This window comes from Ruminococcus sp. RTP21484sp1_RTP21277st1_D2_RTP21277_210401, from assembly GCF_040924225.1.
Taxonomy (GTDB): Bacteria; Bacillota; Clostridia; order Lachnospirales; family Lachnospiraceae; genus Blautia_A; species Blautia_A faecis.
The window spans coordinates 39634-61401 of sequence record NZ_JBCOMJ010000007.1; the positions used below are offsets into that span (position 1 = coordinate 39634).

Below are 21768 nucleotides of genomic sequence, written 5' to 3' on the forward strand. Positions count from 1 at the left end.
AAAGCTATCGTTCGCGGACTGGTCAATAGCTGCCTAAGTTCTTTCCGATCCTAACTTTACCTATATGAGTTTAACAGTCCACCGCATGAATGTCAACCATCTATAACTTTTTTTGTCCAGAGGATTTACACAGCTTTGAAATACCGTTACAATAGTTGTATTTGAAATATACTGATCACTGTTACTAGGAGGTTTTTTATGGAGATTACAAGACCTGATTATTATAAAGAGTTTTCCTGTATTGCAGGTGCCTGTCCCGACACCTGCTGTGCCGGCTGGCAGATCGTCATTGATGACAAAAGCCTGAAAAAATATAAGCGTGTGAAGGGTACTTTCCGGAATCGCCTTCATAATGATATTGACTGGAAGGAGAAGGTTTTCCGTCAGTATGATAAGCGGTGTGCATTTTTAAATGAGGACAGCCTTTGCGACATCTACAGCGAGGTTGGAAAACGAATGCTTTGCGACACCTGTCGGAAATATCCCCGGCACATCGAAGAATTTGAAGGTCTGCGGGAATATTCCCTGTCTCTTTCCTGTCCGGAGGCAGCCAGGATTCTGCTTGGCAGAAGGGAAAAGGTAACCTTCCAGACAGCGGAGGTTCCCTCCCCGGAAGAAACTTATGATGATTTTGACTATATGCTTTTCACAGCCCTTGAAGATACCAGGGAATACTTTCTTGAGGTGCTGCAGAACCGGCAGATTCCCATGCGGCTTCGTATGTGGAAGATACTGGCTGCAGCCAGTGATTTCCAGCGCTGCGTAGACCGGAACCAGCTTTTCAAATGGGAAGAGATCCGGGAGCGCCATAAAGCCTCCGGATATGGCGAAGCCTTTACCTCCAAGGTGCAGAAGCATATGAATAAAAAGGCTGCGCCAGATGAACTTCTGAAGACCATGTGGAAGGCGGTTGTTCCCAGAATGGAGGTTCTCAGACCGGGCTGGCAGGAATTTCTGAAAAAAAATTTGCAGGCGCTTTATGGCAGCGCAGAAGCTTCCGGCGTTTCCCCCACCTCCGTTTACTCTCAGAACCGTGCCGACTTTGAAAAGGCTTACCCGGACTGGAATATTCAGGAAGAGCAGCTGCTTGTGTATTGGATTTACACATATTTCTGCGGTGCTGTTTACGACGGCGAAGTTTTCGCCAAGGTAAAAATGGCTGTGGTCTGCACCCTGCTGATCCATGAGCTGGATATGGGAGCTTACCTAAAAAACGGACGGGTGTTCTGTCTGGAAGACCAGATAGATATTTGTTACCGTTTCTCCAGAGAGCTGGAGCATTCGGATCTGAACCTGAATGCGTTTGAAGATTTACTTGCTGCTGATAAACTGTTTGCTCTGGAAAACATGCTGAAAATCTGTTAGCAGCTAAAATTTTCGTTTGCAACTACAAAGGAGGAATCTTGCCATGTCATTACCAGTTATCATCCGCCCGGCATCCCCAGAGGATGCAGAGGCGCTTCTTTCCATTTATGCACCTTATGTAAAGCACACTGCAATTACCTTCGAATATGAAGTTCCCTCTGCAGAAGAATTCCGGAAGCGGATTGCACACACACTACAGCATTATCCTTATCTTGTAGCCGAACGGGAAATAAACAGCTCCGCACCAGGCATCAAGGATGAAGGGAACTGCAGTGCATGTACTGAAATTGCAGGCTACGCCTACGCAGGACCGCTCCACGCCCGGGCAGCCTATGCCTGGTCTGTGGAAACTTCCATCTATGTAAGAGAATCCGAAAGAAAATCCGGAATCGGCAAGGCGCTTTACGCTTCTCTGGAAAAAGCGCTTGCCGCCCAGAATATGACCAACCTGAATGCCTGCATCGCCAGTCCTGTAGTGGATGACGAATATCTAAACCATAACAGCATTCAGTTTCATCAGCATCTGGGGTATTCCATGGTAGGAGAATTTCACAAATGCGCTTACAAGTTCGGGCGTTGGTACAATATGGTCTGGATGGAGAAGATCATCGCCGATCACCCTGACAGACAGCCCGATGTGATTCCCTTTGCACAGATTCCTCCAGAGATTTACTGCTGATTTCAAATGCTTAACAAATTGAAAAATACTTCAATGCTGTATGCAGACTGTTTCCCCCTTAAATAACAGCTTATTAAAACACCCGGGAGCAAATACTCCCGGGCTTTTTACTGTCTTTCATATTCTGTTTATATCTTACTCTATCGCAGTCAAAATCTCTCCCACTGCTCCCACAATTCCTTCTTCCGGATGCATTGCGGTAAGCTGGGTGAGTTTGGCGGCATTGGAAATTTTCTTGTCCAGAATTTCCATGATGGCTACTTTCTCCATGTATGGGATTTCAGCCTGGTTGAGAAGGTTGAATACCTGGGTTTTCACATCATTCTCACGAAGCTCCGGAGCTCCCAGAGTAATGATGATTTCAGAGGTTGCAGCGGTTTCCGGAACACTTACCGCCAGGCAGCCAAGTGCTTCATCGTACTTTTTAGAAGCTTCTACCCCTGTACCTTCCACTTCTACGGTAACCTCGGTGTCCTTCACACCCCAGAACTCTACAGTCCAGGTTCTCTTCTGCGGGATCAGTTCCAGCCTGCCCGCTGCCTTGTGGATGACGAAGTGGCCAATGCTCCACTTCAGATCCATGTCTGTGAGAACGCACTCGTCTTTCAGGTAAGCGTTGGACTCGTTGTCGTCTTCGTAAAGCTGGAAGCTGCCGTCTGCACCGCCGTATACACGGATGGTCATAGTTTCCGGATTTCTGGCCGCTTCCTGTCCAAAGATTTCCTCAGTCATCGGCACAATGGCACCTGCTTTCGCCAGAACCGGTATGGAATGAAGGTCACGGTACATATCCATCTCTCTGTCGCCGGAGTATACCAGACCTGTGAAGAAATCAATGTAAGTACCCTCTGGCAGCCATACATGAGTCCTGGCTCTTCCAACGCCCTGGACAGATTTCTCCGTAACAGGCGCTACAATAAATGCGGTTCCATACTCATATTCATTCTTCACTGTGTAAGCCACCTGCTCTGCCGGATATGTGTAGTACATTGGCAGGATCAAAGGCGTGTTCTCTTTATATGCTCTGTAGTTCATGGTATACAGATACGGAAGCATCTGGTGACGGAGTCTTAAAAACTCCTTCATAACCTCACCGATCTCCATAGGGAACTGCCACGGTTCTTTTCCCATAAACTCATTTTTGCTGCTGTGCAGACGGTTAATTGGAGAAAATACGCCAAGCTGTACCCAGCGAAGTGCCAGCTCATTATCACGATAGCCAAGCATATGCCCGCCGATATCGTGGCTCCACCAGCCATATCCAATGTTGGAAGCTGTGCTGGTAAAATAAGGCTGGAAATTCAGGGACTCCCAGGTTACGATACTGTCGCCGGAAAATCCTACCGGATATCTGTGTGAACCAGGTCCTGCATATCTGGAAAAAGTAAGAGGACGTTTTCCATCGCGGGCATTGTCCAGGTAATGATAGTGGTTCAGCATCCACAGAGGATCCAGACCAGGGACCTTCGTGATATTGCCCTGCTGCCAGTCGATCCACCAGAAATCAACGCCTTTATTTTCCTCTGGATGAAGCACACATTTGAAATATGCTTCCAGGAATTTGCGGCTTGTGATGTCAAAATCGATGGGAGCTTCGTGTTCGGTATCTACATCTCCCAGTTCCTTCGCCATAGCCGGATATGCTTCCTCGAAGGCGCGGATTCCACCAGCCGGATGAAGGTTTACAGAGATTTTCATTCCATGGTCATGAAGCCAGTTCATAAAACGCTCCGGATCCGGATAGTACTTTTTGTTCCAGGTATATCCGGTCCAGCCGCTGCCATATTTTGGGTCCACTTCCTCTACCAGGTGCCAGTCCATATCCAGAACACCAACAGAAAATGGGATCTTCTCTTTCTCAAAGCGGGTTACAAGCGCCTTGTAGCTGTCTTCTGTGTAAGCGTAATAACGGCTCCACCAGTTTCCAAGGGCATATCTTGGGAGCATAGGCGTTTTTCCGGTGAGACGGTAAAAATCATTCAAAGCTTCTTTGTAATCATTTCCATAAGCGAAAACATAAATGTCCACCCCATCTCCTGTGCGCACCTGAGTCCATCCGTTTTCATCCAGCACCAGAGAATGGCTGTCATCAATCTGAGAGCAGCCGCTTCTGGACATAATTCCCTCCTGGAGTGGGCATTCCCCATCTACCTCATCCAAAGTTCTTGCAGTTCCGCCAAGATTGTCACCTTTTTCCCCATAATACCATACTGCACCATAGGCGTTCTGACCGCCTACTGCGTTTAAGTTCAGACTGTTTTGGGTAAAAGGTCCGCCAGTGTAGGTGACGTGCATTCTGTCGGTGAAAAGCTCAAAGCCCTCGTCCTTCTTTTCCACACGGAAGTCTACCGGATCAAATTTACGGTTCCATACGACCTGGGTAGGACGGTCTTCGAATTTGCCGTCTTCCCTGTATTCCATTCGGATCAGGCAGGGAGTCAGCAGGGTGAAGCGGTATTTATCACCCTGGATGGTGTTCTCCGGTCTGCCAATTGGTTCCATCGTCCACAGATTATTCTCAAACATATATGTATCCTCTCAAACTCTTAAGGTTTTTAGTTGTTTCTATATACGTTTTCTACTGCTTTTTCAACCAGTAAAAACTGCTGCTACACTTTTCTTTCTGCCCCTCTGACTTGTCATGGGCAACCTCCGGAATTACAGATTCTCTCCGTTTGTTTCGATAATATTTTTGTAGAAATATGCGGAATCCTTCCAGATCCGCTTCTGTGTATTGTAGTCTGTATAAACAAGTCCGAATCTCTGGGAATATCCGTATGCCCACTCGAAATTGTCCATTACGGACCATGCGAAATATCCTGCCAGATCCACACCGTCCTCAGCTGCACGCTTGTAAGCGCCAAGATAACGAGCCATAAAATCTACGCGGGCCTGGTCGTGAACCTTTCCGTCCACACCTACCCAGTCATGGGAAGCCATGCCATTCTCTGTGATCATAAACGGCTTCTTATAACGCTCCTGCATAAATTTTGGCGCCCAGTACAGAACCTCCGGAGTTACCGGCCAGCCAATTGCAGTCTGTGGGAAACCATCGTAACGTGCTGCGCGGACTGCTTTTCCATCCTCACCGGCACGAACAGTTACGGCATTGTAAATGTTCTGTCCAAAAAAATCAAGTGGCTGTGAAATCAGCTTCATATCGGCATCTGTTACTTTCGGGAAAAACTGTCCAAATTCTTTCAGAATATCCTCTGGATACTGTCCCAGATAAACCGGATCACAGCAAAGAGCAACGTCCCAGCTGCAGGCTCCGATGGAGTTCTCCGGGAGACTGAAGTTTGCTTTTCTTGCGGCTTCAATATCTTCCGGCTTGTTTGTTTCCGGAACATAAAGGGCTCCACATGGTGCCATACTGATCTTTACAGGCTGTTTGCTGAACTCACGAAGCGCTTCTACTGCACGTCCATGGGCTTTCAGTACGTTGTGCCAGATACGGAAATAATCGGATGGGCCAACCTTCAGGCCTGGTGCATGCTCACCGGTCTGATATCCAAGGCCAACTATGCACTGCGGCTCATTGATGGTGAAGAAATTCTTTACTCTGTCTGAGAAATGCTCTGCCACTACTTTTGCATACTCGTAAAACCAGGATGGAGAATTTGGATTCATCCAGCCGCCCTGTAAATGAAGTGCGTATGGAAGATCCCAGTGATATAAGGTAACAAATGGCTCAATTCCGTTGTCCAGAAGTTCATTGATCAGGTTGTCGTAGTATTTCAGACCTTTTTCATTGACTGTGCCTGTGCCTTCCGGCATGATGCGCGCCCAGGAAAGAGAAAAGCGGTATGCTTTCATGCCCATTTCTTTCATGATCTGAACGTCTTCTTTGTAGCGGTGATACTGGTCGCAGGCTGCATCACCTGTCTGGTTCTCATAAATGTGTCCGCCGTCTTTGCAGAAAATATCCCAGATATTCAGGCCTTTTCCGTCTTCATAAGCTGCGCCTTCTACCTGATAGGAAGCGGTTGCACCGCCCCAGATAAAATCTTTATTAAATCCCATGGTGTAATTCCTTTCTCTATTATGTAGGGGAGAATTTTTCAAATGCGTGTTTCGATTCTCCTGATTGATTGATCTATGTCTCGTAACATTTTATGTGATCGCTCTATTTTTACTTTTGCTTAATTCTACAAACCTCTGTCTACCAGCAAAAATTACGTATCTGACGTTTTGTTGCGGATTTCGAATATTTGGAGGATTGCGGGAGCAGCGTAGCTGCGTAGCAATCCGGGTATCAAATGAGTGGCAAAAGACCGTTTGACACTCATATCATTTTATTAATGATATGTATGATAAATATCGTAAATCCGGACGCCGTCTCTGGAAATCTTCTGGTTTTCTACCGGCACAAGTGTGACTGCTTCCTTGTCTGTAAATGCAACCACATTCTCGTTCCAGATGGTATCCGCGCTGATTCCCTCCAGCATGCAATATGGAACAAAAGTATCTGTCTGAATGGAAACGCTTCCGTCTGCATTCTCAGTTACCTTAAACGCAGGATCTTTCAGTTCCAGATATTTGACTGGGACAAATGTCTCGAATTCTTTCTTGGAAACCTTCTGTCCGTTTTGTTCATACTCATATTCGGCAACAAAGAATACGCTGTCATCACGACCTGCGATCAATTCCTTGTATTCTTTCTCAAACAGGCATTCTGCACTGAGTGCAGGTACTTCTTTAAATGCTTCCTGCTCCTCGATCACCTGGAAGTCCAGTGTTTTCACCGCGATTTTCGCTTTTACCGTTACCGGGTCAAGTGTCTCGTTTGAAATCCAGAAGCCTATGTGAGTCTCTTTTTTCTCAATGCTTCCTGCCACATTGTCGCAGAAGCCTTTTGCCATATAATGGAGGGCCTTGTATCTTCCGTAATAGTCCATACTGGACCAGGACGCAACCGGCCAGTTATCATTGAACTGCCAGTAAATACTTCCCATACATCTGCCGCGGTTTCTTCTCCAATGCTCCGTTGCTTCCTTCATGGCGTATCCCTGAAGAATCTGGCTTAGAAAGATCAGGCTTTCCAGGTCTTTCGGATAACGGAAGGTCTCAGATAAATAATATAGAATCTTACCGTTTGCCGCCGGATTTTTCTGATGGCTCTCCATAACTCTGGAGAAAAGGTTGCGGTCTTTCTCCCCGGTAAAGGTCTCTACTGTCTTGATAGATGGAAGAGACTGGAAGCCGAACTCGGAGCAGAAACGGAAATAGTGTTTCATGTACTCACTGAATGGTTTCTGACCATGCCATACATCCCAGTAATGGCAATCGCCGCGGTTCTCATCACATGGATTATCAAAGCTTCCTCCTGATGACGGGGAAGACGGCCAGTAGAATGCATCTGGTGCGTTTTCTTTTGCCACATCTGCAAGGAGGAATTCGAACTGATACAGGTAGTCTCTCTTAAGAGACGGTGCATGTCCCTGGACATCCTTCCAGTCTGTCCATGCGCATTCCAGCTCATTGTTTCCACAGATCAGGCCAAGGCAGGCATGATTGCGGAAACGGAGGATATTGTCTTTTGCTTCAATTGCAATATTCTCTGCAAACTCCGGTGTTACGTCGTAAATGTTGCAGGCGTACATCAGATCTTCCCAAAGGAGAATTCCGTATTCATCGCAGAGAGCGTAGAATTCGTCGGATGGATAATATCCGCCGCCCCATACGCGAAGACAGTTAAAGTTTGCAAATACGCAGGCATTTACATCGCGCTCCAGGATTTCCCTGGTAATTCTTGGGTAGAAGCAGTCATCCGGAATATAATCTGCACCTCGGGCAAAAATCTTTACGCCATTTACCATAATGGCAAATTCCTGGCCCCACTGGTCATCCTCACGGGATACCGTGACAGTGCGGAGACCGATGGGGTATTCCCTGGTATCAAGAACAGTCTCGCCGGCTTTCAGCTGGATCGTCAGGGTGTATAAAGGCTGTGCGCTTCCGCCAGATTCTGGCTGTGCTGCAGAGATTTCAGCTGCGCTTTCCCGAACCTGTCTGTCAACACTTTCTACTGTACTTTCTTTCAACTCTGCGGCAATATTTTCTGCTGAATTTCCATTTGACTGCATAGCAGTATTTCCAGCTTTTACAACCTGTCCATCTGCTTTCTCAATTTCACTTCCAATATGAAGTGTCACGGCTCCATCCACATGCTCCTGGCGGATCAGGGATTCGCCCAGTCTTGCAGTATCAAAGCAGCAAAGCTCCACACCGCGGAAAAGTCCGGCATCTGGAAGCTTTGGGCCCCAATCCCAGCCAAACATGGAGTGTGCTTTACGGATGTACTGGCTTCCAGGGGTAGTTCCGGTGTTGGTAAGATGAATCTCTCTTCCTTTCTCCGGTTTGTAAGCCTCAATAAATTTTACCGGGGAAGCGATATGGAGTTCCAGAAGGTTCTCGCCTTCTTTTACCAGCTCTTTCACTTGGTAGACCCAGGTGCGGTGCATGTTCTCAGTATGTCCAAGCTTCTTTCCATTTAAAAAGACATCTGCTACAGTATCAATTCCGTAGAAGGTAAGAAGAATCTCTTCGCTGGCAATCTCTTCTGCGCTTACAGAAAAAGTGCTTCTGATATCAAAATCATTTTTCCAGAATTCTGTCCATTTGTACTCATTCATTCCATAATATGGATCCGGAAGAATTCCTTCTTTGCAAAAAGTCTCCATGGCGGAGCCGGGCACATTCATGTCATACCAGGTGTCCTGGCCGCTGATGGATATCTGAAAATTGTCTTTTAAGTCTCGCTTTATCATATGGTTATCCTTTCTTGTCAGCAAGCCGTTCAAAAATATTAAGATATGTAAATATAATTTAACAGTCCTATGAAGCAATGTCAACCATATACCAGTGGAGATTGTTACTGTTATGAACCATTTATGATAATGTCCTAATATACCATAAAGGAAAATGTCCCAATGTAGTATAATGCTTCCATCAACAGATGGAGGTAACGATTATCAGAAAGGTAGAATTATCAATGGATGAACAAAAGAAATATGAGGTGATCAAATCATTGGCAGATCATCCAGCCCCTAACAAGCAGAGAGCTGCCCTTACTCTCGGTTGTACTGTACGTCACATTAACCGTATGCTTAAAGGCTACAAAGAACATGGCAAAGCCTATTTTATCCATGGCAACAGAGGACGTAAACCAGCCAATACCATCCCCAATGAAACTCGTAATCTTGTTGTCGATTTATACCGCAACAAATACTATGATGCCAATTTTGAACATTTCACTGAGTTATTAGGAAAACATGAAGATATCTACCTCTCCCCTTCAGCGGTTATGTCTATTCTCGAAGCTGAATACATTCTCTCTCCCAAGGCTACAAAAGCTAAGAAAAAGAGAATCAAAGAACAATTAAAAGCCGATAAAAAAGCGGCGAAATCTCAGAAAGAAGCGGATCAGATACAGATTAATCTTGTTGCTCTTGAGGACGCCCATTCCCGCCGGCCCAGAGCCGCTTATTTCCGTGAACTGCAGCAAATGGACGCAACTCCCTACGAATGGATCCCCGCTCAGATATGGCATCTGCATCTGGCTATAGATGATGCTACAGGAAGGATTACCTGCGGTTGGTTTGATACCCAGGAAACTCTGAATGGCTATTACCACGTTTTCCATCAGATTCTCACAACTTACGGTATCCCCTACAAGTTCTTTACAGACCGCCGTACTGTTTTCACCTATAAAAAGAAAAACTCCCCATCTATCGATGAGGATACCTATACACAGTTTGCCTATGCCTGTAAACAGCTTGGGGTTGAACTGGGATCAAGCAGTGTGCCTCAGGCAAAAGGACGTGTAGAACGCCTGAACCAGACGCTACAGTCGCGCCTGCAAGTCGAGTTGAGACTTGCAGGCATAACGACCATAGACGCTGCCAATGAATTCCTAAACTCCTACATAAAGGAATTCAATGAGAAGTTTGCCCTTCCCCTTCATGGTATCAAGTCTGTGTTCGAAGTGCAACCCAAAATTGAAAAAATCAACCTGATTCTTGCAGTTTTATGCGAAAGAACGGTAGATACCGGACACTGTTTAAGGCATTCCAATAAATACTACCGTATGATTGACAGCAGAGGCAATCAGGTCCACTACCGAAAAGGAACAAAGGTAATGTTTATTCAGGCTTTTGATGGCAGTCAATACTGCTGTGTAAATGACAAAGACATCTATGCACTGGAAGAAATACCCGAGCACGAAACAAAATCAAAAGACTTAGATATAGACTATACTCCGCCAAAACCAAAGAAGCCCCGCATTCCGCCAATGAACCACCCCTGGCGTCGTCAACAGTTTGGAAAATTTGTCAAACAGCAAGAACACCACCAGAATGATCAAGATACAAAAATTGCCTGAGGAATGAAGCACATCAATATAACAAGCCCCAGCAAAAAGCCGGGGCTAATACTTCAATTATTTTAGGACATTTTCAAAAACGCTTGACACCTTTAATCTTCCTCTATATGCTCTCTTCCCTGGTCAATGATTGTCCGAACATGCTCATCTGCCAGAGAATAGAATATAGATTTTCCATCCCTGCGGCTTTTTACCAGTTTATTCTGTTTCAGAATACGAAGCTGGTGGGAAATAGCTGACTGAGTCATGTTCAATGCCTTTGCAAGATCACACACGCACACCTCTGCTTCAAAAAGTACAAACAGGATCCGGATTCTGGTAGAATCGCCAAACACCTTGAACAGCTCTGCCAGATCGTACAACTCGTTTTCCTCCGGGATGGTCTCGTTTACAATTTGCAGAAGATTTTCATGAACCTCACAGCAATCACAGATTTCCACTTCTTTATCTATGTCTTTTTTCATTCTGAATACCTCGATATCATCATCAAAGATTTTTCACAAACAAAGTACGGATTGCATTGAGCACTGCCAGTACCATAACTCCTACATCTGCAAAAATGGCTATCCACATGTTTGCAATGCCGAGGGCACCAAGTACCAGGCAGATCAGTTTCACGCCAATTGCAAAATAAATATTTTCATATACAATTCGCATACACTTCTTGGCAATGCGAATGGCTTTCCCAATCTTCAACGGGTCATCGTCCATCAGGACAACGTCAGCCGCCTCGATTGCAGCATCAGAACCAAGCGCCCCCATTGCAATACCAATATCCGCTCTTGAAAGAACCGGTGCATCATTGATTCCGTCTCCAACAAAGGCAAGCTTCTCTTTTTCAGACTTGTTTGAAAGAAGCTCTTCCACCTTGGAAACCTTATCCGCAGGAAGAAGCTCGCTGTGAACCTCTCCGATTCCAAGGTCAGCTGCTACAGACTCTGCTACTTTTTTTCCGTCACCGGTGAGCATAACCGTTCTTGTAATGCCTGCTTTTTTCAGGTTCTCAATTGCCTCTTTGGCATGAGGTTTGATAATGTCAGAAATCAGGATATGACCTGCATATTTTCCATCCACAGCCATATGGACAACCGTTCCTACATGATGGCACTCTTTGTACGCAATACCAAGACGGTTCATCAGCTTCGCGTTGCCGGCAGCTACAGACACACCGTCCACCTTTGCAATAACACCGTTTCCACCGATTTCCTCAATGTCTGTGACACGGCTGCGGTCAATTGGCTTGCCATATGCTTTCTGAAGGCTCTTGCTGATGGGGTGTGAGGAAGAGCACTCTGCATATGCTGCATATTCCAGAAGCTTTGCATCCTCCATCTCGTTATGGTGGATTCCGCTGACCTCGAATACGCCCTTTGTCATAGTACCTGTTTTATCAAAAACAACAATCTTCGTCTGGGAAAGTGTCTCCAGATAGTTAGAGCCTTTTACCAGAACGCCTTGATTGCTGGCACCACCGATTCCAGCAAAGAAACTGAGAGGAATACTGATCACCAGTGCACATGGACAGCTGATTACAAGGAACGTCAGAGCACGGTAGATCCAGTCTCCCCATTCCGGAGAAAGTCCCATAAACAGCATTCTACAAAGAGGCGGAATGACTGCAAGTGCCAGAGCACTGTAGCAGACTGCCGGGGTATAATATTTCGCAAATTTTGAAATAAAGTTTTCAGATCTGGATTTCTTGGAGCTTGAGTTCTCAACAAGGTCCAGGATCTTGGAAACCGTAGATTCACCAAATTCCTTCGTGGTGCGGATTTTCAATACACCTGTCATGTTAATGCAGCCGCTGATGACCTCATCTCCCACTTTCGCATCTCGCGGAAGGCTTTCTCCTGTCAATGCGCTTGTATTTAATGTGGAATTTCCGTCTTCAATCATTCCGTCAATTGGAATCTTCTCTCCTGGCTGAACCACAATGATAGTTCCAACCTCTACCTCGTCCGGGTCTACCTTTTCCAGCTTACCGTCCTGCTCAATATTTGCATAATCCGGACGGATATCCATCAGCTCGCTGATATTTCTTCTGCTCTTTCCAACGGCATAACTCTGGAAAAGTTCTCCGATCTGGTAAAACAGCATAACCGCAGTGCCTTCCTGATAATCGCCGAGAGCAATGGCACCAATTGTGGCAACTGCCATCAGAAAATTCTCATCAAATACCTGACGGTTCCTAATTCCCTTAAACGCTTTTTTCAGAATATCATAACCGATCACCAGATATGGGATCATGTAAAGTGCCATTCGAAGATAGCCATCTACCGGAAGAAAGTTCAGCAAAACCAAAAGGACAAAAGCAATAATAATTCTGGTCAATACTTTTTTCTGCTTCTTGTTCATATTCTTTCACATGCCCTGAGGGCACGGCCTCCATTATAATGATGTCGCTGGCACGCGACATATTCGCTTAATTCATTTGCGTGACTGAACAGAGTACATCCAGTCCGGTTATTGTCTTACTGTTCACTCTGTGCCTAGAGCCTGTTTGAAAAATCATTCCCGCAATCTCCCACAAATTGTGACGTACATCTTGCAGAAAGCATTTTTCAGACACGCTCTAGTAACTGCTTTTCCTCATTGTTTTTATAAGAAGATCTCGCAGTCGTCTTCTACTTTCTTACAGTTCTTCAGGACTTCCTGCATAACAGCCTTCGGCTCCTGTCCATCTTCAAACTCAACGATCATTTTCAGAGTCATGAAGTTTACAGTCGCATCCTTAACACCAGCAGTGTTCTTAGCAGCTTCCTCCATCTTGTTTGCACAGTTTGCGCAGTCAACATCAATCTTGTAAGTTTTTTTCATGGTAGTGGTCTCCTTTAGAAAATGTTCTCTTTTTCATATGAACAATTATTCATATGTTTGTTTTTATTATAGCATTTAAATAACTTCTGTCAATAGGTTTGGCATAAAATCTTTCTTTTTCTATGATGTAGCATAAATGCTTTCTTTTTCCTGTATTAATATAGTAATTTCTTTTTTTGCCCTGTTCAATTCGTTTTTTTTCGTGTATAATAAGTCGAATATTATTGGATTGAAATTAGAGGAGATTTTAAACATGAAAAGTTATCTAATCGTTTTTCTTATTTCTATGGTACCGCTGATTGAGCTGCGAGGCGCGATCCCATATGCTGTAGGCTTCGGAATTCCGCTGGTTCCGGCGTACATTATCGCCATTATCGGAAACATGCTTCCAGTACCTTTTATCTATTTCTTCGCCCGCAAGGTTCTGGAGTGGGGCAAGGATAAACCGGTGATCGGGCGCTTCTTTACCTTCTGTCTTGAAAAAGGGGAAAAAGGAGGAAAGGCCCTTCAGGCAAAGGCCGGCCGCGGATTATTCGTAGCGCTTCTGCTCTTCGTAGGAATTCCTCTTCCCGGCACAGGTGCCTGGACCGGAACCCTGGCTGCCAGCCTTCTGGACATGGACTTTAAGTCCAGTGTTCTGGCTGTAATGCTTGGTGTCATTCTGGCTGGTCTTATTATGGGCGCTGCAAGTGCAGGACTTTTTGGGGCATTATTTGCAGTATTCAGCTGACAGGATTACAAGAAAAAGTATATGAAGTTTATCTGATTACGAATAAACTCATATACTTTTTTTATGCCTTAAAAGAAACTAAAACAAGCCTCTGTCGTTTTCGCTCGTCTTAGAGCCTGTTTGAAAAATCATTCCTGCAATCTGCACGCCCCACTTTGCGGTATATTTCACCCGAATTCGGTTGTCGTAGCCCGCTACGACGCCCTCATCCGGGCAAAATCTCCCACAAATTGTGACGCACATCTTGCAGAAAGCCTTTTTCAAACACGCTCTAGTTTCTTTTCCCACTCATTTTTTAATTAATGTTTTTGTTCCTGTTCACAGAAAATCCGAAAATTGCGGTGCAAAATCATGCGAATGCATAATTTCTGTATATCACGAAGCGTGCTGCCGGTCAGGTCATAAACAGCAACATGTTTTTAGCTTCAGAAATTGTAATACGGTTCCTCATCCCGTGCCCGATACTCATGCTTCTCATAATAGCCGATCAAAGCTCCATCCTCATCACGCAGGGCTACCATATATACGTCCTTCGCCTGTTTCTCATTATAAAAAGTATGGATCCGGTTGTGCTCCTTATCTTCTTCAAACCAGGCAACCACTTTTTCAATTATTTCCTTTGACTTCGGATTGTGACAATTCATAAGACTTTTTCCAAGCAGTGCCTCACCACCCCATTTATGATAACTCTCCACAGCATTCGGATTCATGTAGATAATTTCATGCTTCAGGTTGCAGATGACAACGGATGCAACATCCTGATCGATAATACTCTTAAAATATGGTGTCAGATTCATTTTAAATTTCTCCCTCCTGCTTTAGAGCCTTTTTCAAACACACTCCAGATAGTGGATCTGGTTTCTGTTTACTTCAATAATTCCCTCTTTTCGCATTTTTCCAAGCTCATTGGAAAGCGCACTTCTGTCTACGCCAAGATAATCAGCCAGTTCCTGCCGGTTAAAGGGAATCGTAAACCGGCTGCTGCCCTGCTGCACCATCTCCTGGGAAAAATAGGAAAGCAGTCTTCCCCGGATGGATTTCGGTGCCGTATGAAGGCTTCTTCTGGAAAGTTCCAGGTTCTTCTTCGCCATGACCATCAGCATGTTACGGATCAGTTTCTCGTGACAGGGGCAGGTATCCGGACAGGTGCGAAAAATCTTTCCCACCTCCAGAAAAAGGATCTGGCAGTCCTCTGCAGCTGTCACCCCTATGAGCAGCTTTTCCCCTGGAATACAGGCATATGTCTCTCCGAAAACCTGACCTGGCGCGATCCGGTTCAAAATACTCTTGTTTCCCATCATGTCAATGTTCTCAATATGAACACTGCCGTTAAGCACAAGTCCCATCGTCTTCACCTGGTCTCCCACCTGCCAGATCGTGCTGCCCTTGGCAAAGCTTTGCGGAGTGGCTTTCAGACAGGAAAGCATGTGCTTTGTTTCTTCTGGACTTGTTCCCTGAAAGAGAAAAGTCCTGGAAAGAAATTCATAATTCATTTTTCTCCTTTTGTTGTTATAACAACATACTTGTTGGTTGGATTATATTATAGTATGCGTACAAAGTCAAGGGCGGAGGCAGAAATAAATTATCCATCTCTGACTTTCTCATGCGAAACGAAAAGAATTTCATGTTACTTTTCCTTTTGCAATTACAAAACATTCAGAACCCAATCAACTTATTTTTACGAAATACTTATACCTTATAGAACAATATGATCAAATTCAGGAGGAAACTATTTATGGAACAGAACATGTTTTGCTTTCAGTGTGAACAAACTGCCGGATGTACCGGCTGTACAGGTGCCAAAGGAGTCTGTGGAAAGACCGCGGATACAGCCAGACTTCAGGATGAACTTACCGGAGCTCTCATCGGACTCGCCCATGCAGCAGATGAGAATACACCACTTGCAGAAACCACATGGAAACTGATGGTGGAAGGTCTATTTGCTACCCTTACCAACGTAAGCTTCGATGACAAAGCCATCGCAGAAATCACAGACCGCATCCACCAGGAAAAAGCCCGGCTTCGCCCAGACTGTGGCGGCTGCGCTTCCCCTTGCGGACATAACGACGACTACGATATGAAGCTTCTCTGGAACGCCCAGGAAGACATCCGCTCCCTGAAATCTCTGATTCTCTTTGGAATCCGCGGAATGGCGGCTTATGCCTACCATGCAATGACACTTGGATATACTGACACAGAAGTAAACGAATTTTTCGCAAAAGCACTTTTTGCACTGGGCGAGGACTGGGATATGGACCTGCTTCTTCCTATTGTAATGGAAACAGGTAAATACAATCTTTCCTGCATGGAGCTTCTTGACCGCGCTAACACTGCCACTTACGGCACACCAGCTCCTGTTACAGTACCTCTTACTGTGGAAAAAGGCCCATTCATCGTCATTACCGGTCACGACCTGCATGACCTGAAACTTCTTCTGGAACAAACAGAAGGAAAAGGCATTAATATTTACACCCACGGTGAAATGCTTCCCTGTCATGCTTATCCGGAACTGAAAAAGTACAGTCACCTGAAAGGAAACTTCGGTACTGCATGGCAGAACCAGCAAAAAGAATTTGCAGAGCTCCCAGCTCCTGTTCTTTTTACCACAAACTGCCTGATGCCGCCGAAACCAAGCTACATGGACCGGGTATTTACTACAGGAACTGTCACTTTCCCTGGAACTGTTCACATTAATGAAGAAAAAGATTTCACACCAGTTATCCAGCGTGCCCTGGAGCTTGGCGGATATCAGGAAGACCAGCATTTTACCGGAATCAACGGCGGAACTTCCGTTACAACCGGCTTCTCCCATGGAACCATTCTTGGCGTTGCAGATCAGGTAATTGATGCTGTAAAAGCAGGTGCTATCCGTCACTTTTTCCTGGTAGCAGGCTGCGACGGCGCAAGAAGCGGACGCAATTACTATACCGATTTTGTAAAGCAGTCTCCTTCTGATTCCGTAATTCTTACACTTGCATGTGGAAAATACAGATTTAACGATCTGGACCTTGGAACCATCGGTGGGCTTCCAAGACTGATGGATATGGGACAGTGCAACGATGCTTACGGCGCGATCAAGGTTGCGGGCGCTCTTGCAGAAGCATTTGGATGTGGGGTAAATGAGCTTCCTCTTTCCATGGTGCTCTCCTGGTATGAGCAGAAAGCAGTTTCCATTCTGCTTACCTTGCTTCACCTTGGAATCAAAAACATCCGTCTTGGCCCGACCCTTCCGGCATTTTTATCACAGAATGTGCTGAATTATCTGGTAGAAAACTTTGGGATCGCTGCGATTACTACGCCAGAGGAAGACTTGAAAACGTTGTTGGGATAAGGAGGATACTCTCATGATCAGAAAAATCATTCATATAGATGAAGAAAAATGTAACGGCTGCGGGCTCTGTGCCCGCGCTTGCCACGAAAGTGCAATTGGAATTATAGATGGAAAAGCAAAACTGCTTCGTGAAGATTACTGCGACGGTCTGGGCGACTGCCTCCCTGCCTGTCCAACAAATGCCATTTCTTTTGTAGAAAAGGAGGCAGCTGCTTACGACGAAGCCGCAGTTCTGGAAAATAAGAAAAAGCTGGAAGCACACTCCCAGCTTCAACAGTGGCCGGTACAGATTAAGTTAGTTCCTATCAATGCTCCATATTTTGACGATGCTGACCTTCTTATTGCTGCAGACTGCACAGCCTATGCTTACGCTAACTTCCATCAGGATTTTATCAAAGGTAAGATTGCTCTTATCGGCTGTCCGAAACTGGACTCTGTAGATTACAGCGAAAAGCTCACCGAAATCATCCGTCAGAACAATATCAAGAGTGTTACCATCGTGCGTATGGAAGTTCCATGCTGCGGCGGAATCCAGAATGCAGCCATAAATGCCATGAAAGCCAGCGGAAAATTTCTTCCATGGCAGGTGTACACCATCTCCACAGATGGAAGGATTCTTGCCTGATTTTGCCCCACAAAAATCCGGACTGCTCCACACAGCCCGGATTTTTTATCCCTGTAATCCCTTTGATTGATGAATCATATCTTCCACTACAATATCAAAGATTTCTCCAATGGAATTACAAAATTGAATGTACTCCCATTTCTTTATTCTTCTTTTCTCTTATAACTCCAAAATCATCTTTAACACATTCAGTACGCTGTCCGGACCTGGTTTCTCCAGTACGTATCTGGCGGCCTGCTTGGCTTCCTCGCGGGCAGTAGTAACTGCATAGCTCTTTCCAGCTTCCAGCAGCATGCTCACATCATTGCAGTTATCTCCGAAAGCAACAACCTCTTCTCTCTTCGTAATTCCAAGACGGTTACAAAGTTTCTGAAGAGCATTTCCTTTTCCGGAATGCACATCCACGAAATCCACCCAGTAATCACCGGAAGCCATGATCTGAATCTTATCTCCAAAACGCCGCTTCGCTTCCTCTGCTCCTACAGCTGCATCCACTTCTTCATTGTACATGGCAACTTTTGTCATAGTTTCTGGAGCATTCAGTACATCGTCCACTTCATTTACATGAAGCTTGTACCCTTCCCGAAGTTTCTTCACAAAAGCCTGGTCTGCCCGCTCCACGTATGCCTGGGCACTGCCTGCTGTCATGAAAGAAGCTCCCTCCTGGGCTCTCACATACTCCACAACCTCTTTGAGTATATCTGCAGGAATTGCCATTTTCTCAATAATCTCTCTCTGATAGGAAATGATTCCACCGTTTCCTGCAATAAAATAAATATCATCTTTCACAGGTGCAAACACTCTTTCAATACTGTCATATTCTCTGCCGCTGACAGCCGCAAATACAATTCCCTTAGCCTTCAGCTTTCGGATAATGTCATAAATTTCCGGATTAATATCCATGGTGCCTTCTTTCAGAAGTGTACCATCCAGATCTGATGCGATCAGTTTTATCATAGCTCTACCTCATGTATTCTGCTAGTACATAACAGGGGATTCCAACATATTTTCTATTCCATAAAAATCCACAGAACTCCCAACCTTTATCTGTCAGAAATCCTGTGGACTATTATACTATGAAAGGAACACTTTATCCAGAGTATATTAAAAAAATCATTCCTGCAATTCCAAAGACAGTGTTACTGTTCACTCCGTTCACAGTAACACGCTTCGCGATGCACAGAAAGACGAACCTTCTTGTGACAAGCACAAGAAGTAGCGTTTGCTGCGCAAACTTAATTCTCGGGTTTTCTGTGAACTTTGTTCACAAAAAACACCTCGCGGAACGTTACCAGTGAACAGTAACAAGACAGTTACTGTTCCTTCTGTACTTCTATAATATTAGCACAATCTTCATAGCCAGACGGAATCCTGTCTGTAATTATCGTAGATCTGTAAAAATCTGCAAAGGTCACAGAACTGATATTGTCAAACTTGGAACTATCGCAGAGCACATAGCACTCCCTGCACTGCTCCATGGCAGCTGCTTTAACTGCCGCTTCATTGGCATCCGGGGTAGTACAGCCACTCTTTCTGGTAAGTCCATTGGTTCCAAAAAAGCCTTTGGTAAAATGATAACCACGAATCGTATTCATAGCCTGATTACCAATTACTGCTTCTGTAGTGCTCTTCAGCTCTCCACCTACAAGAAGAACCTTAAAGCCTCTTCCTGCCAGTGTCTGGGCATGTACCACTGCATTGGTAACAAATACTGCCCTTGTAACCTTAAGAAACTTCAGGATATCCCCAGTAGTAGTACCTGCATCAATATAGACAAAATCCTCATCCTGGATAAGACCTGCTGCATATTTTGCGATCCGGTCCTTCTCCTCCAGCTTCAGTCCCATTTTCTCGGCAACTGAATATTCATATGCAGTTACCCGCTCCTTCAGTTCCACGGCACCACCGAAAACTTTCTCCAGCTTGCCTTCCTTATCCAGTGCAGTGATATCTCTTCTCACTGTTGACTCTGATGTATCTAAAAGATCCTTCACTTCTGTGACAGTAATACTTCCTTTCTCTCTCAGAAGCTCCAAAATGATCTCATGTCGCTGCTGTGTTAACATTCTTTTCCCGCCTTATAATCTGTAACATTGGTTTCCAGAATGATCTTACGCAGTGGAAGAATACTTCCCGGTGAAACAGAAAGCTCGTCCACTCCCATTGCCAGAAACTCTTTTGTAAGTGACTGGTCAGCACCAAGTTCTCCACAGATTCCAGCCCAGATACCAGCCTTATGAGCATTCTCCATAACCAGGGAAATCATGCGCAGCACTGCCGGATGATGAGGATCAAAAAACAGGTCAAGCTGAGGATTCTGACGATCGATTGCCATAGTATACTGGCTGAGATCGTTGGTTCCGATGCTGAAGAAATCAACCTCTTTCGCAAGATCATCACTGATGATTGCTGCTGCCGGAGTCTCAATCATAATTCCCTGTTCCGGATTACCAAACTCTACGCCCTGAGAGGTAAGCTCCGCTTTCACTTCCTCTACGATTTCCTTGATCTTACGCACTTCCTGTACGCTGGTGATCATAGGATACATAATTGCGATCTTGCCAAATGCACTGGCACGGAATAAAGCACGAAGCTGTGTCTTGAAAATCTCCGGTCTTGTCAGACAGATACGGATTGCCCTGCATCCCAGTGCCGGATTCTCTTCATGCTCCATGTGGAAATAATCGCATTGCTTGTCTGCACCAATGTCCAATGTACGGATGATCACTCTCTTGCCTGCCATAGTCTGTGCAACCTGTCTGTAAATCTGGAACTGTTCTTCCTCTGTTGGGAAATCTTCCTTCTCCAGATAAATAAACTCACTTCTGAAAAGACCGATTCCACCAGCATCATTCTGAATGACTGTTGCCAGATCCTTGATGTTGCCAATATTAGCGTACAGCATTACTTTCTGTCCGTCAAGTGTAACGTTCTCTTTTCCTTTAAGGGTCAAAAGAAGCTGCTTTCTGGAAAGATCTTCTTCCTGGCGCTTCTTCATCTCTGCCAGAGTCTCCTCATCCGGATCTACATAAAATGTACCGTCTGCCCCGTCTACAATTCCAAGTCTGCCATCCATCTCACTCTCAAGAGACACGGAAGTATTTACAAGTGCAGGAATCGCCATGGTCCTTGCAAGAATCGCTGTATGGGAATTCAAGGAGCCTTTCACTGTAACAAAAGAGAGAACTTTATCCTTATCCAGCTGTACAGTCTCTGATGGCGCCAGATCCTCTGCCACAATGATCTTCGGCTCGTCTGCATCTACAGCCCCTGTCTCTTCTCCATTTAAAATGGTGAGAAGCCGCTCAGAAATATCACGAACATCAGCTGCACGCTCTCTCATATAATCGTCGTCCATTGCCGAAAACATCTGCGCATAATTGTCACCTGTAGTTGCCACTGCATACTCTGCATTTACGCCCTGGCTGCGAATGATATTCTCTACAGATTCATTATATCCATCGTCCTCCATCATCATCTGATGAACTTCGAAGATTGCTGCATTGGCTTCCCCGACTTCTCTCAAGGCCTTATCGTAAAGTCCCTGAAGCTGTTTAATCCCTTCTGCTTTAGCTTTCTCATAGCGCGCCATCTCCTGTTCCGGATCATCAATCTTCACACGCTTAACCTGCTGCTCTTTTTTCTGATATACGCTGATCTTACCGATGGCAATACCACCGAAAACACTTTTTCCATTATATATCTGCATTTTTTCTCTCCCACTTATTTGATCTGCTGACAGGAGACCAAACGCTCCTGCCATCCTATCCCGTTCTCGTGATACTCACCAAAGTCTCACGCAAATATCACTTTGACAGGCTGTTTACAAACAAACAGG

At 45.2% G+C, this 21768-nt stretch carries 19 protein-coding genes and 1 pseudogene; 8 read left to right on the forward strand and 12 right to left on the reverse strand.

The window, feature by feature from the left end; all coding sequences use genetic code 11:
* The first annotated feature begins 198 nt into the window (after positions 1 to 198).
* Together fliB and AB5706_RS06725 are read left to right on the forward strand one after the other, a co-directional pair.
* Complete coding sequence (gene fliB, locus AB5706_RS06720; RefSeq protein ID WP_256144135.1) at positions 199 to 1365, forward strand: flagellin lysine-N-methylase; 1167 nt, start codon at positions 199 to 201, stop codon at positions 1363 to 1365.
* 43 nt (positions 1366 to 1408) lie between these two features.
* Complete coding sequence (locus AB5706_RS06725) at positions 1409 to 2044, forward strand: GNAT family N-acetyltransferase (RefSeq protein ID WP_118581935.1); 636 nt, start codon at positions 1409 to 1411, stop codon at positions 2042 to 2044.
* Between the two features lie 135 nt (positions 2045 to 2179).
* Here the strand turns inward: AB5706_RS06725 and AB5706_RS06730 are convergent, their stop codons facing one another.
* The 3 genes from AB5706_RS06730 to AB5706_RS06740 all read right to left on the reverse strand — a co-directional run bounded on the left by AB5706_RS06730 (position 2180) and on the right by AB5706_RS06740 (position 8814).
* Positions 2180 to 4570, reverse strand: a complete 2391-nt coding sequence (locus AB5706_RS06730) for a glycoside hydrolase family 31 protein (protein ID WP_173772806.1) — start codon at positions 4568 to 4570, stop codon at positions 2180 to 2182.
* A gap of 132 nt (positions 4571 to 4702) precedes the next feature.
* Positions 4703 to 6067 carry a GH1 family beta-glucosidase gene (locus AB5706_RS06735; RefSeq protein WP_118581938.1) on the reverse strand — a complete coding sequence of 455 codons (1365 nt, stop codon included), beginning with the start codon at positions 6065 to 6067 and terminating at the stop codon, positions 4703 to 4705.
* Positions 6068 to 6342: 275 nt separating this feature from the next.
* The gene (locus tag AB5706_RS06740) at positions 6343 to 8814 is read right to left on the reverse strand and encodes a glycoside hydrolase family 2 protein (RefSeq protein WP_368365950.1); all 2472 of its coding nucleotides are present in this window, start codon (positions 8812 to 8814) and stop codon (positions 6343 to 6345) included.
* Positions 8815 to 9038: 224 nt separating this feature from the next.
* Between AB5706_RS06740 and AB5706_RS06745 the strand changes: the two genes are divergently transcribed.
* Positions 9039 to 10427, forward strand: coding sequence for an ISNCY family transposase (locus AB5706_RS06745; protein WP_368365951.1), 1389 nt, complete (start codon positions 9039 to 9041; stop codon positions 10425 to 10427).
* A gap of 92 nt (positions 10428 to 10519) precedes the next feature.
* On the opposite strand, the gene AB5706_RS06750 is transcribed toward AB5706_RS06745, so the two are convergent.
* Both AB5706_RS06750 and AB5706_RS06755 read right to left on the reverse strand, forming a co-directional pair.
* Positions 10520 to 10891: an ArsR/SmtB family transcription factor gene (locus AB5706_RS06750; protein WP_148461875.1), complete on the reverse strand. Its 372-nt coding sequence runs from the start codon at positions 10889 to 10891 to the stop codon at positions 10520 to 10522.
* A 22-nt stretch (positions 10892 to 10913) separates the two neighbouring features.
* Positions 10914 to 12782, reverse strand: coding sequence for a heavy metal translocating P-type ATPase (locus AB5706_RS06755; protein WP_173774159.1), 1869 nt, complete (start codon positions 12780 to 12782; stop codon positions 10914 to 10916).
* A gap of 141 nt (positions 12783 to 12923) precedes the next feature.
* On the opposite strand from AB5706_RS06755, the gene AB5706_RS06760 reads away from it, so the two are divergent.
* Positions 12924 to 13031, forward strand: a complete 108-nt coding sequence (locus AB5706_RS06760; RefSeq protein WP_368361847.1) for a DUF6783 domain-containing protein — start codon at positions 12924 to 12926, stop codon at positions 13029 to 13031.
* Here AB5706_RS06760 and AB5706_RS06765 read toward each other — a convergent pair.
* Entirely contained in the window at positions 13026 to 13244 is a 219-nt protein-coding gene (locus AB5706_RS06765; RefSeq protein ID WP_118579549.1) for a cation transporter, read from the reverse strand. The genes AB5706_RS06760 and AB5706_RS06765 overlap by 6 nt on opposite strands.
* 253 nt (positions 13245 to 13497) lie before the next feature.
* Here AB5706_RS06765 and AB5706_RS06770 point away from each other — a divergent pair, with 253 nt between their 5' ends.
* A complete protein-coding gene (locus AB5706_RS06770; protein WP_118579636.1) occupies positions 13498 to 13974 on the forward strand; it encodes a COG2426 family protein in 477 nt (158 codons plus the stop codon).
* 78 nt (positions 13975 to 14052) lie between these two features.
* Here AB5706_RS06770 and AB5706_RS06775 read toward each other — a convergent pair whose 3' ends face one another.
* Positions 14053 to 14205 (reverse strand): DUF6783 domain-containing protein, encoded by a 153-nt coding sequence (locus tag AB5706_RS06775; RefSeq protein ID WP_313721213.1) that lies wholly within the window; start codon positions 14203 to 14205, stop codon positions 14053 to 14055.
* Between AB5706_RS06775 and AB5706_RS06780 the strand changes: the two are divergent.
* Positions 14155 to 14277, forward strand: a pseudogene (locus AB5706_RS06780) (DUF6783 domain-containing protein); the annotation flags it as partial. The gene AB5706_RS06775 and the pseudogene AB5706_RS06780 sit on opposite strands and share 51 nt — an antisense overlap.
* 122 nt (positions 14278 to 14399) lie before the next feature.
* Here the strand turns inward: AB5706_RS06780 and AB5706_RS06785 are convergent.
* Positions 14400 to 14771, reverse strand: coding sequence for a PAS domain-containing protein (locus AB5706_RS06785; protein ID WP_368365952.1), 372 nt, complete (start codon positions 14769 to 14771; stop codon positions 14400 to 14402).
* A gap of 33 nt (positions 14772 to 14804) precedes the next feature.
* Positions 14805 to 15467 carry a Crp/Fnr family transcriptional regulator gene (locus tag AB5706_RS06790; protein WP_226815677.1) on the reverse strand — a complete coding sequence of 221 codons (663 nt, stop codon included), beginning with the start codon at positions 15465 to 15467 and terminating at the stop codon, positions 14805 to 14807.
* 242 nt (positions 15468 to 15709) lie between these two features.
* Here AB5706_RS06790 and hcp point away from each other — a divergent pair, with 242 nt between their 5' ends.
* The gene (gene hcp / locus AB5706_RS06795) at positions 15710 to 17305 is read left to right on the forward strand and encodes a hydroxylamine reductase (protein WP_243284048.1); all 1596 of its coding nucleotides are present in this window, start codon (positions 15710 to 15712) and stop codon (positions 17303 to 17305) included.
* A 13-nt stretch (positions 17306 to 17318) separates the two neighbouring features.
* Positions 17319 to 17930 (forward strand): ATP-binding protein, encoded by a 612-nt coding sequence (locus AB5706_RS06800; RefSeq protein ID WP_368365953.1) that lies wholly within the window; start codon positions 17319 to 17321, stop codon positions 17928 to 17930.
* A 159-nt stretch (positions 17931 to 18089) separates the two neighbouring features.
* On the opposite strand, the gene AB5706_RS06805 is transcribed toward AB5706_RS06800, so the two are convergent.
* The 3 genes from AB5706_RS06805 to ptsP all read right to left on the reverse strand — a co-directional run bounded on the left by AB5706_RS06805 (position 18090) and on the right by ptsP (position 21639).
* A complete protein-coding gene (locus AB5706_RS06805) occupies positions 18090 to 18887 on the reverse strand; it encodes an HAD family hydrolase (protein WP_118579537.1) in 798 nt (265 codons plus the stop codon).
* A 356-nt stretch (positions 18888 to 19243) separates the two neighbouring features.
* Positions 19244 to 19996 carry a DeoR/GlpR family DNA-binding transcription regulator gene (locus AB5706_RS06810; RefSeq protein WP_118579534.1) on the reverse strand — a complete coding sequence of 251 codons (753 nt, stop codon included), beginning with the start codon at positions 19994 to 19996 and terminating at the stop codon, positions 19244 to 19246.
* The gene (ptsP, locus tag AB5706_RS06815; protein ID WP_173715929.1) at positions 19990 to 21639 is read right to left on the reverse strand and encodes a phosphoenolpyruvate--protein phosphotransferase; all 1650 of its coding nucleotides are present in this window, start codon (positions 21637 to 21639) and stop codon (positions 19990 to 19992) included. The genes AB5706_RS06810 and ptsP overlap by 7 nt, the downstream gene beginning before the upstream one ends.
* Positions 21640 to 21768: the final 129 nt, after the last annotated feature.

What these genes read in the sequence shown, in the direction of transcription:
- AB5706_RS06755 (WP_173774159.1), bottom strand. Translation starts at nt 12,782, where the DNA reads ATGAACAAGAAGCAGAAAAAAGTATTGACCAGAATTATTATTGCTTTT.
- ptsP (WP_173715929.1), bottom strand. Translation starts at nt 21,639, where the DNA reads ATGCAGATATATAATGGAAAAAGTGTTTTCGGTGGTATTGCCATCGGT.
- AB5706_RS06750 (WP_148461875.1), bottom strand. Translation starts at nt 10,891, where the DNA reads ATGAAAAAAGACATAGATAAAGAAGTGGAAATCTGTGATTGCTGTGAG.
- AB5706_RS06765 (WP_118579549.1), bottom strand. Translation starts at nt 13,244, where the DNA reads ATGAAAAAAACTTACAAGATTGATGTTGACTGCGCAAACTGTGCAAAC.
- AB5706_RS06730 (WP_173772806.1), bottom strand. Translation starts at nt 4,570, where the DNA reads ATGTTTGAGAATAATCTGTGGACGATGGAACCAATTGGCAGACCGGAG.
- AB5706_RS06725 (WP_118581935.1), top strand. Translation starts at nt 1,409, where the DNA reads ATGTCATTACCAGTTATCATCCGCCCGGCATCCCCAGAGGATGCAGAG.
- AB5706_RS06805 (WP_118579537.1), bottom strand. Translation starts at nt 18,887, where the DNA reads ATGATAAAACTGATCGCATCAGATCTGGATGGTACACTTCTGAAAGAA.
- AB5706_RS06745 (WP_368365951.1), top strand. Translation starts at nt 9,039, where the DNA reads ATGGATGAACAAAAGAAATATGAGGTGATCAAATCATTGGCAGATCAT.
- AB5706_RS06810 (WP_118579534.1), bottom strand. Translation starts at nt 19,996, where the DNA reads ATGTTAACACAGCAGCGACATGAGATCATTTTGGAGCTTCTGAGAGAG.
- AB5706_RS06740 (WP_368365950.1), bottom strand. Translation starts at nt 8,814, where the DNA reads ATGATAAAGCGAGACTTAAAAGACAATTTTCAGATATCCATCAGCGGC.
- fliB (WP_256144135.1), top strand. Translation starts at nt 199, where the DNA reads ATGGAGATTACAAGACCTGATTATTATAAAGAGTTTTCCTGTATTGCA.
- AB5706_RS06790 (WP_226815677.1), bottom strand. Translation starts at nt 15,467, where the DNA reads ATGAATTATGAATTTCTTTCCAGGACTTTTCTCTTTCAGGGAACAAGT.
- AB5706_RS06800 (WP_368365953.1), top strand. Translation starts at nt 17,319, where the DNA reads ATGATCAGAAAAATCATTCATATAGATGAAGAAAAATGTAACGGCTGC.
- AB5706_RS06770 (WP_118579636.1), top strand. Translation starts at nt 13,498, where the DNA reads ATGAAAAGTTATCTAATCGTTTTTCTTATTTCTATGGTACCGCTGATT.
- AB5706_RS06785 (WP_368365952.1), bottom strand. Translation starts at nt 14,771, where the DNA reads ATGAATCTGACACCATATTTTAAGAGTATTATCGATCAGGATGTTGCA.
- hcp (WP_243284048.1), top strand. Translation starts at nt 15,710, where the DNA reads ATGGAACAGAACATGTTTTGCTTTCAGTGTGAACAAACTGCCGGATGT.
- AB5706_RS06735 (WP_118581938.1), bottom strand. Translation starts at nt 6,067, where the DNA reads ATGGGATTTAATAAAGATTTTATCTGGGGCGGTGCAACCGCTTCCTAT.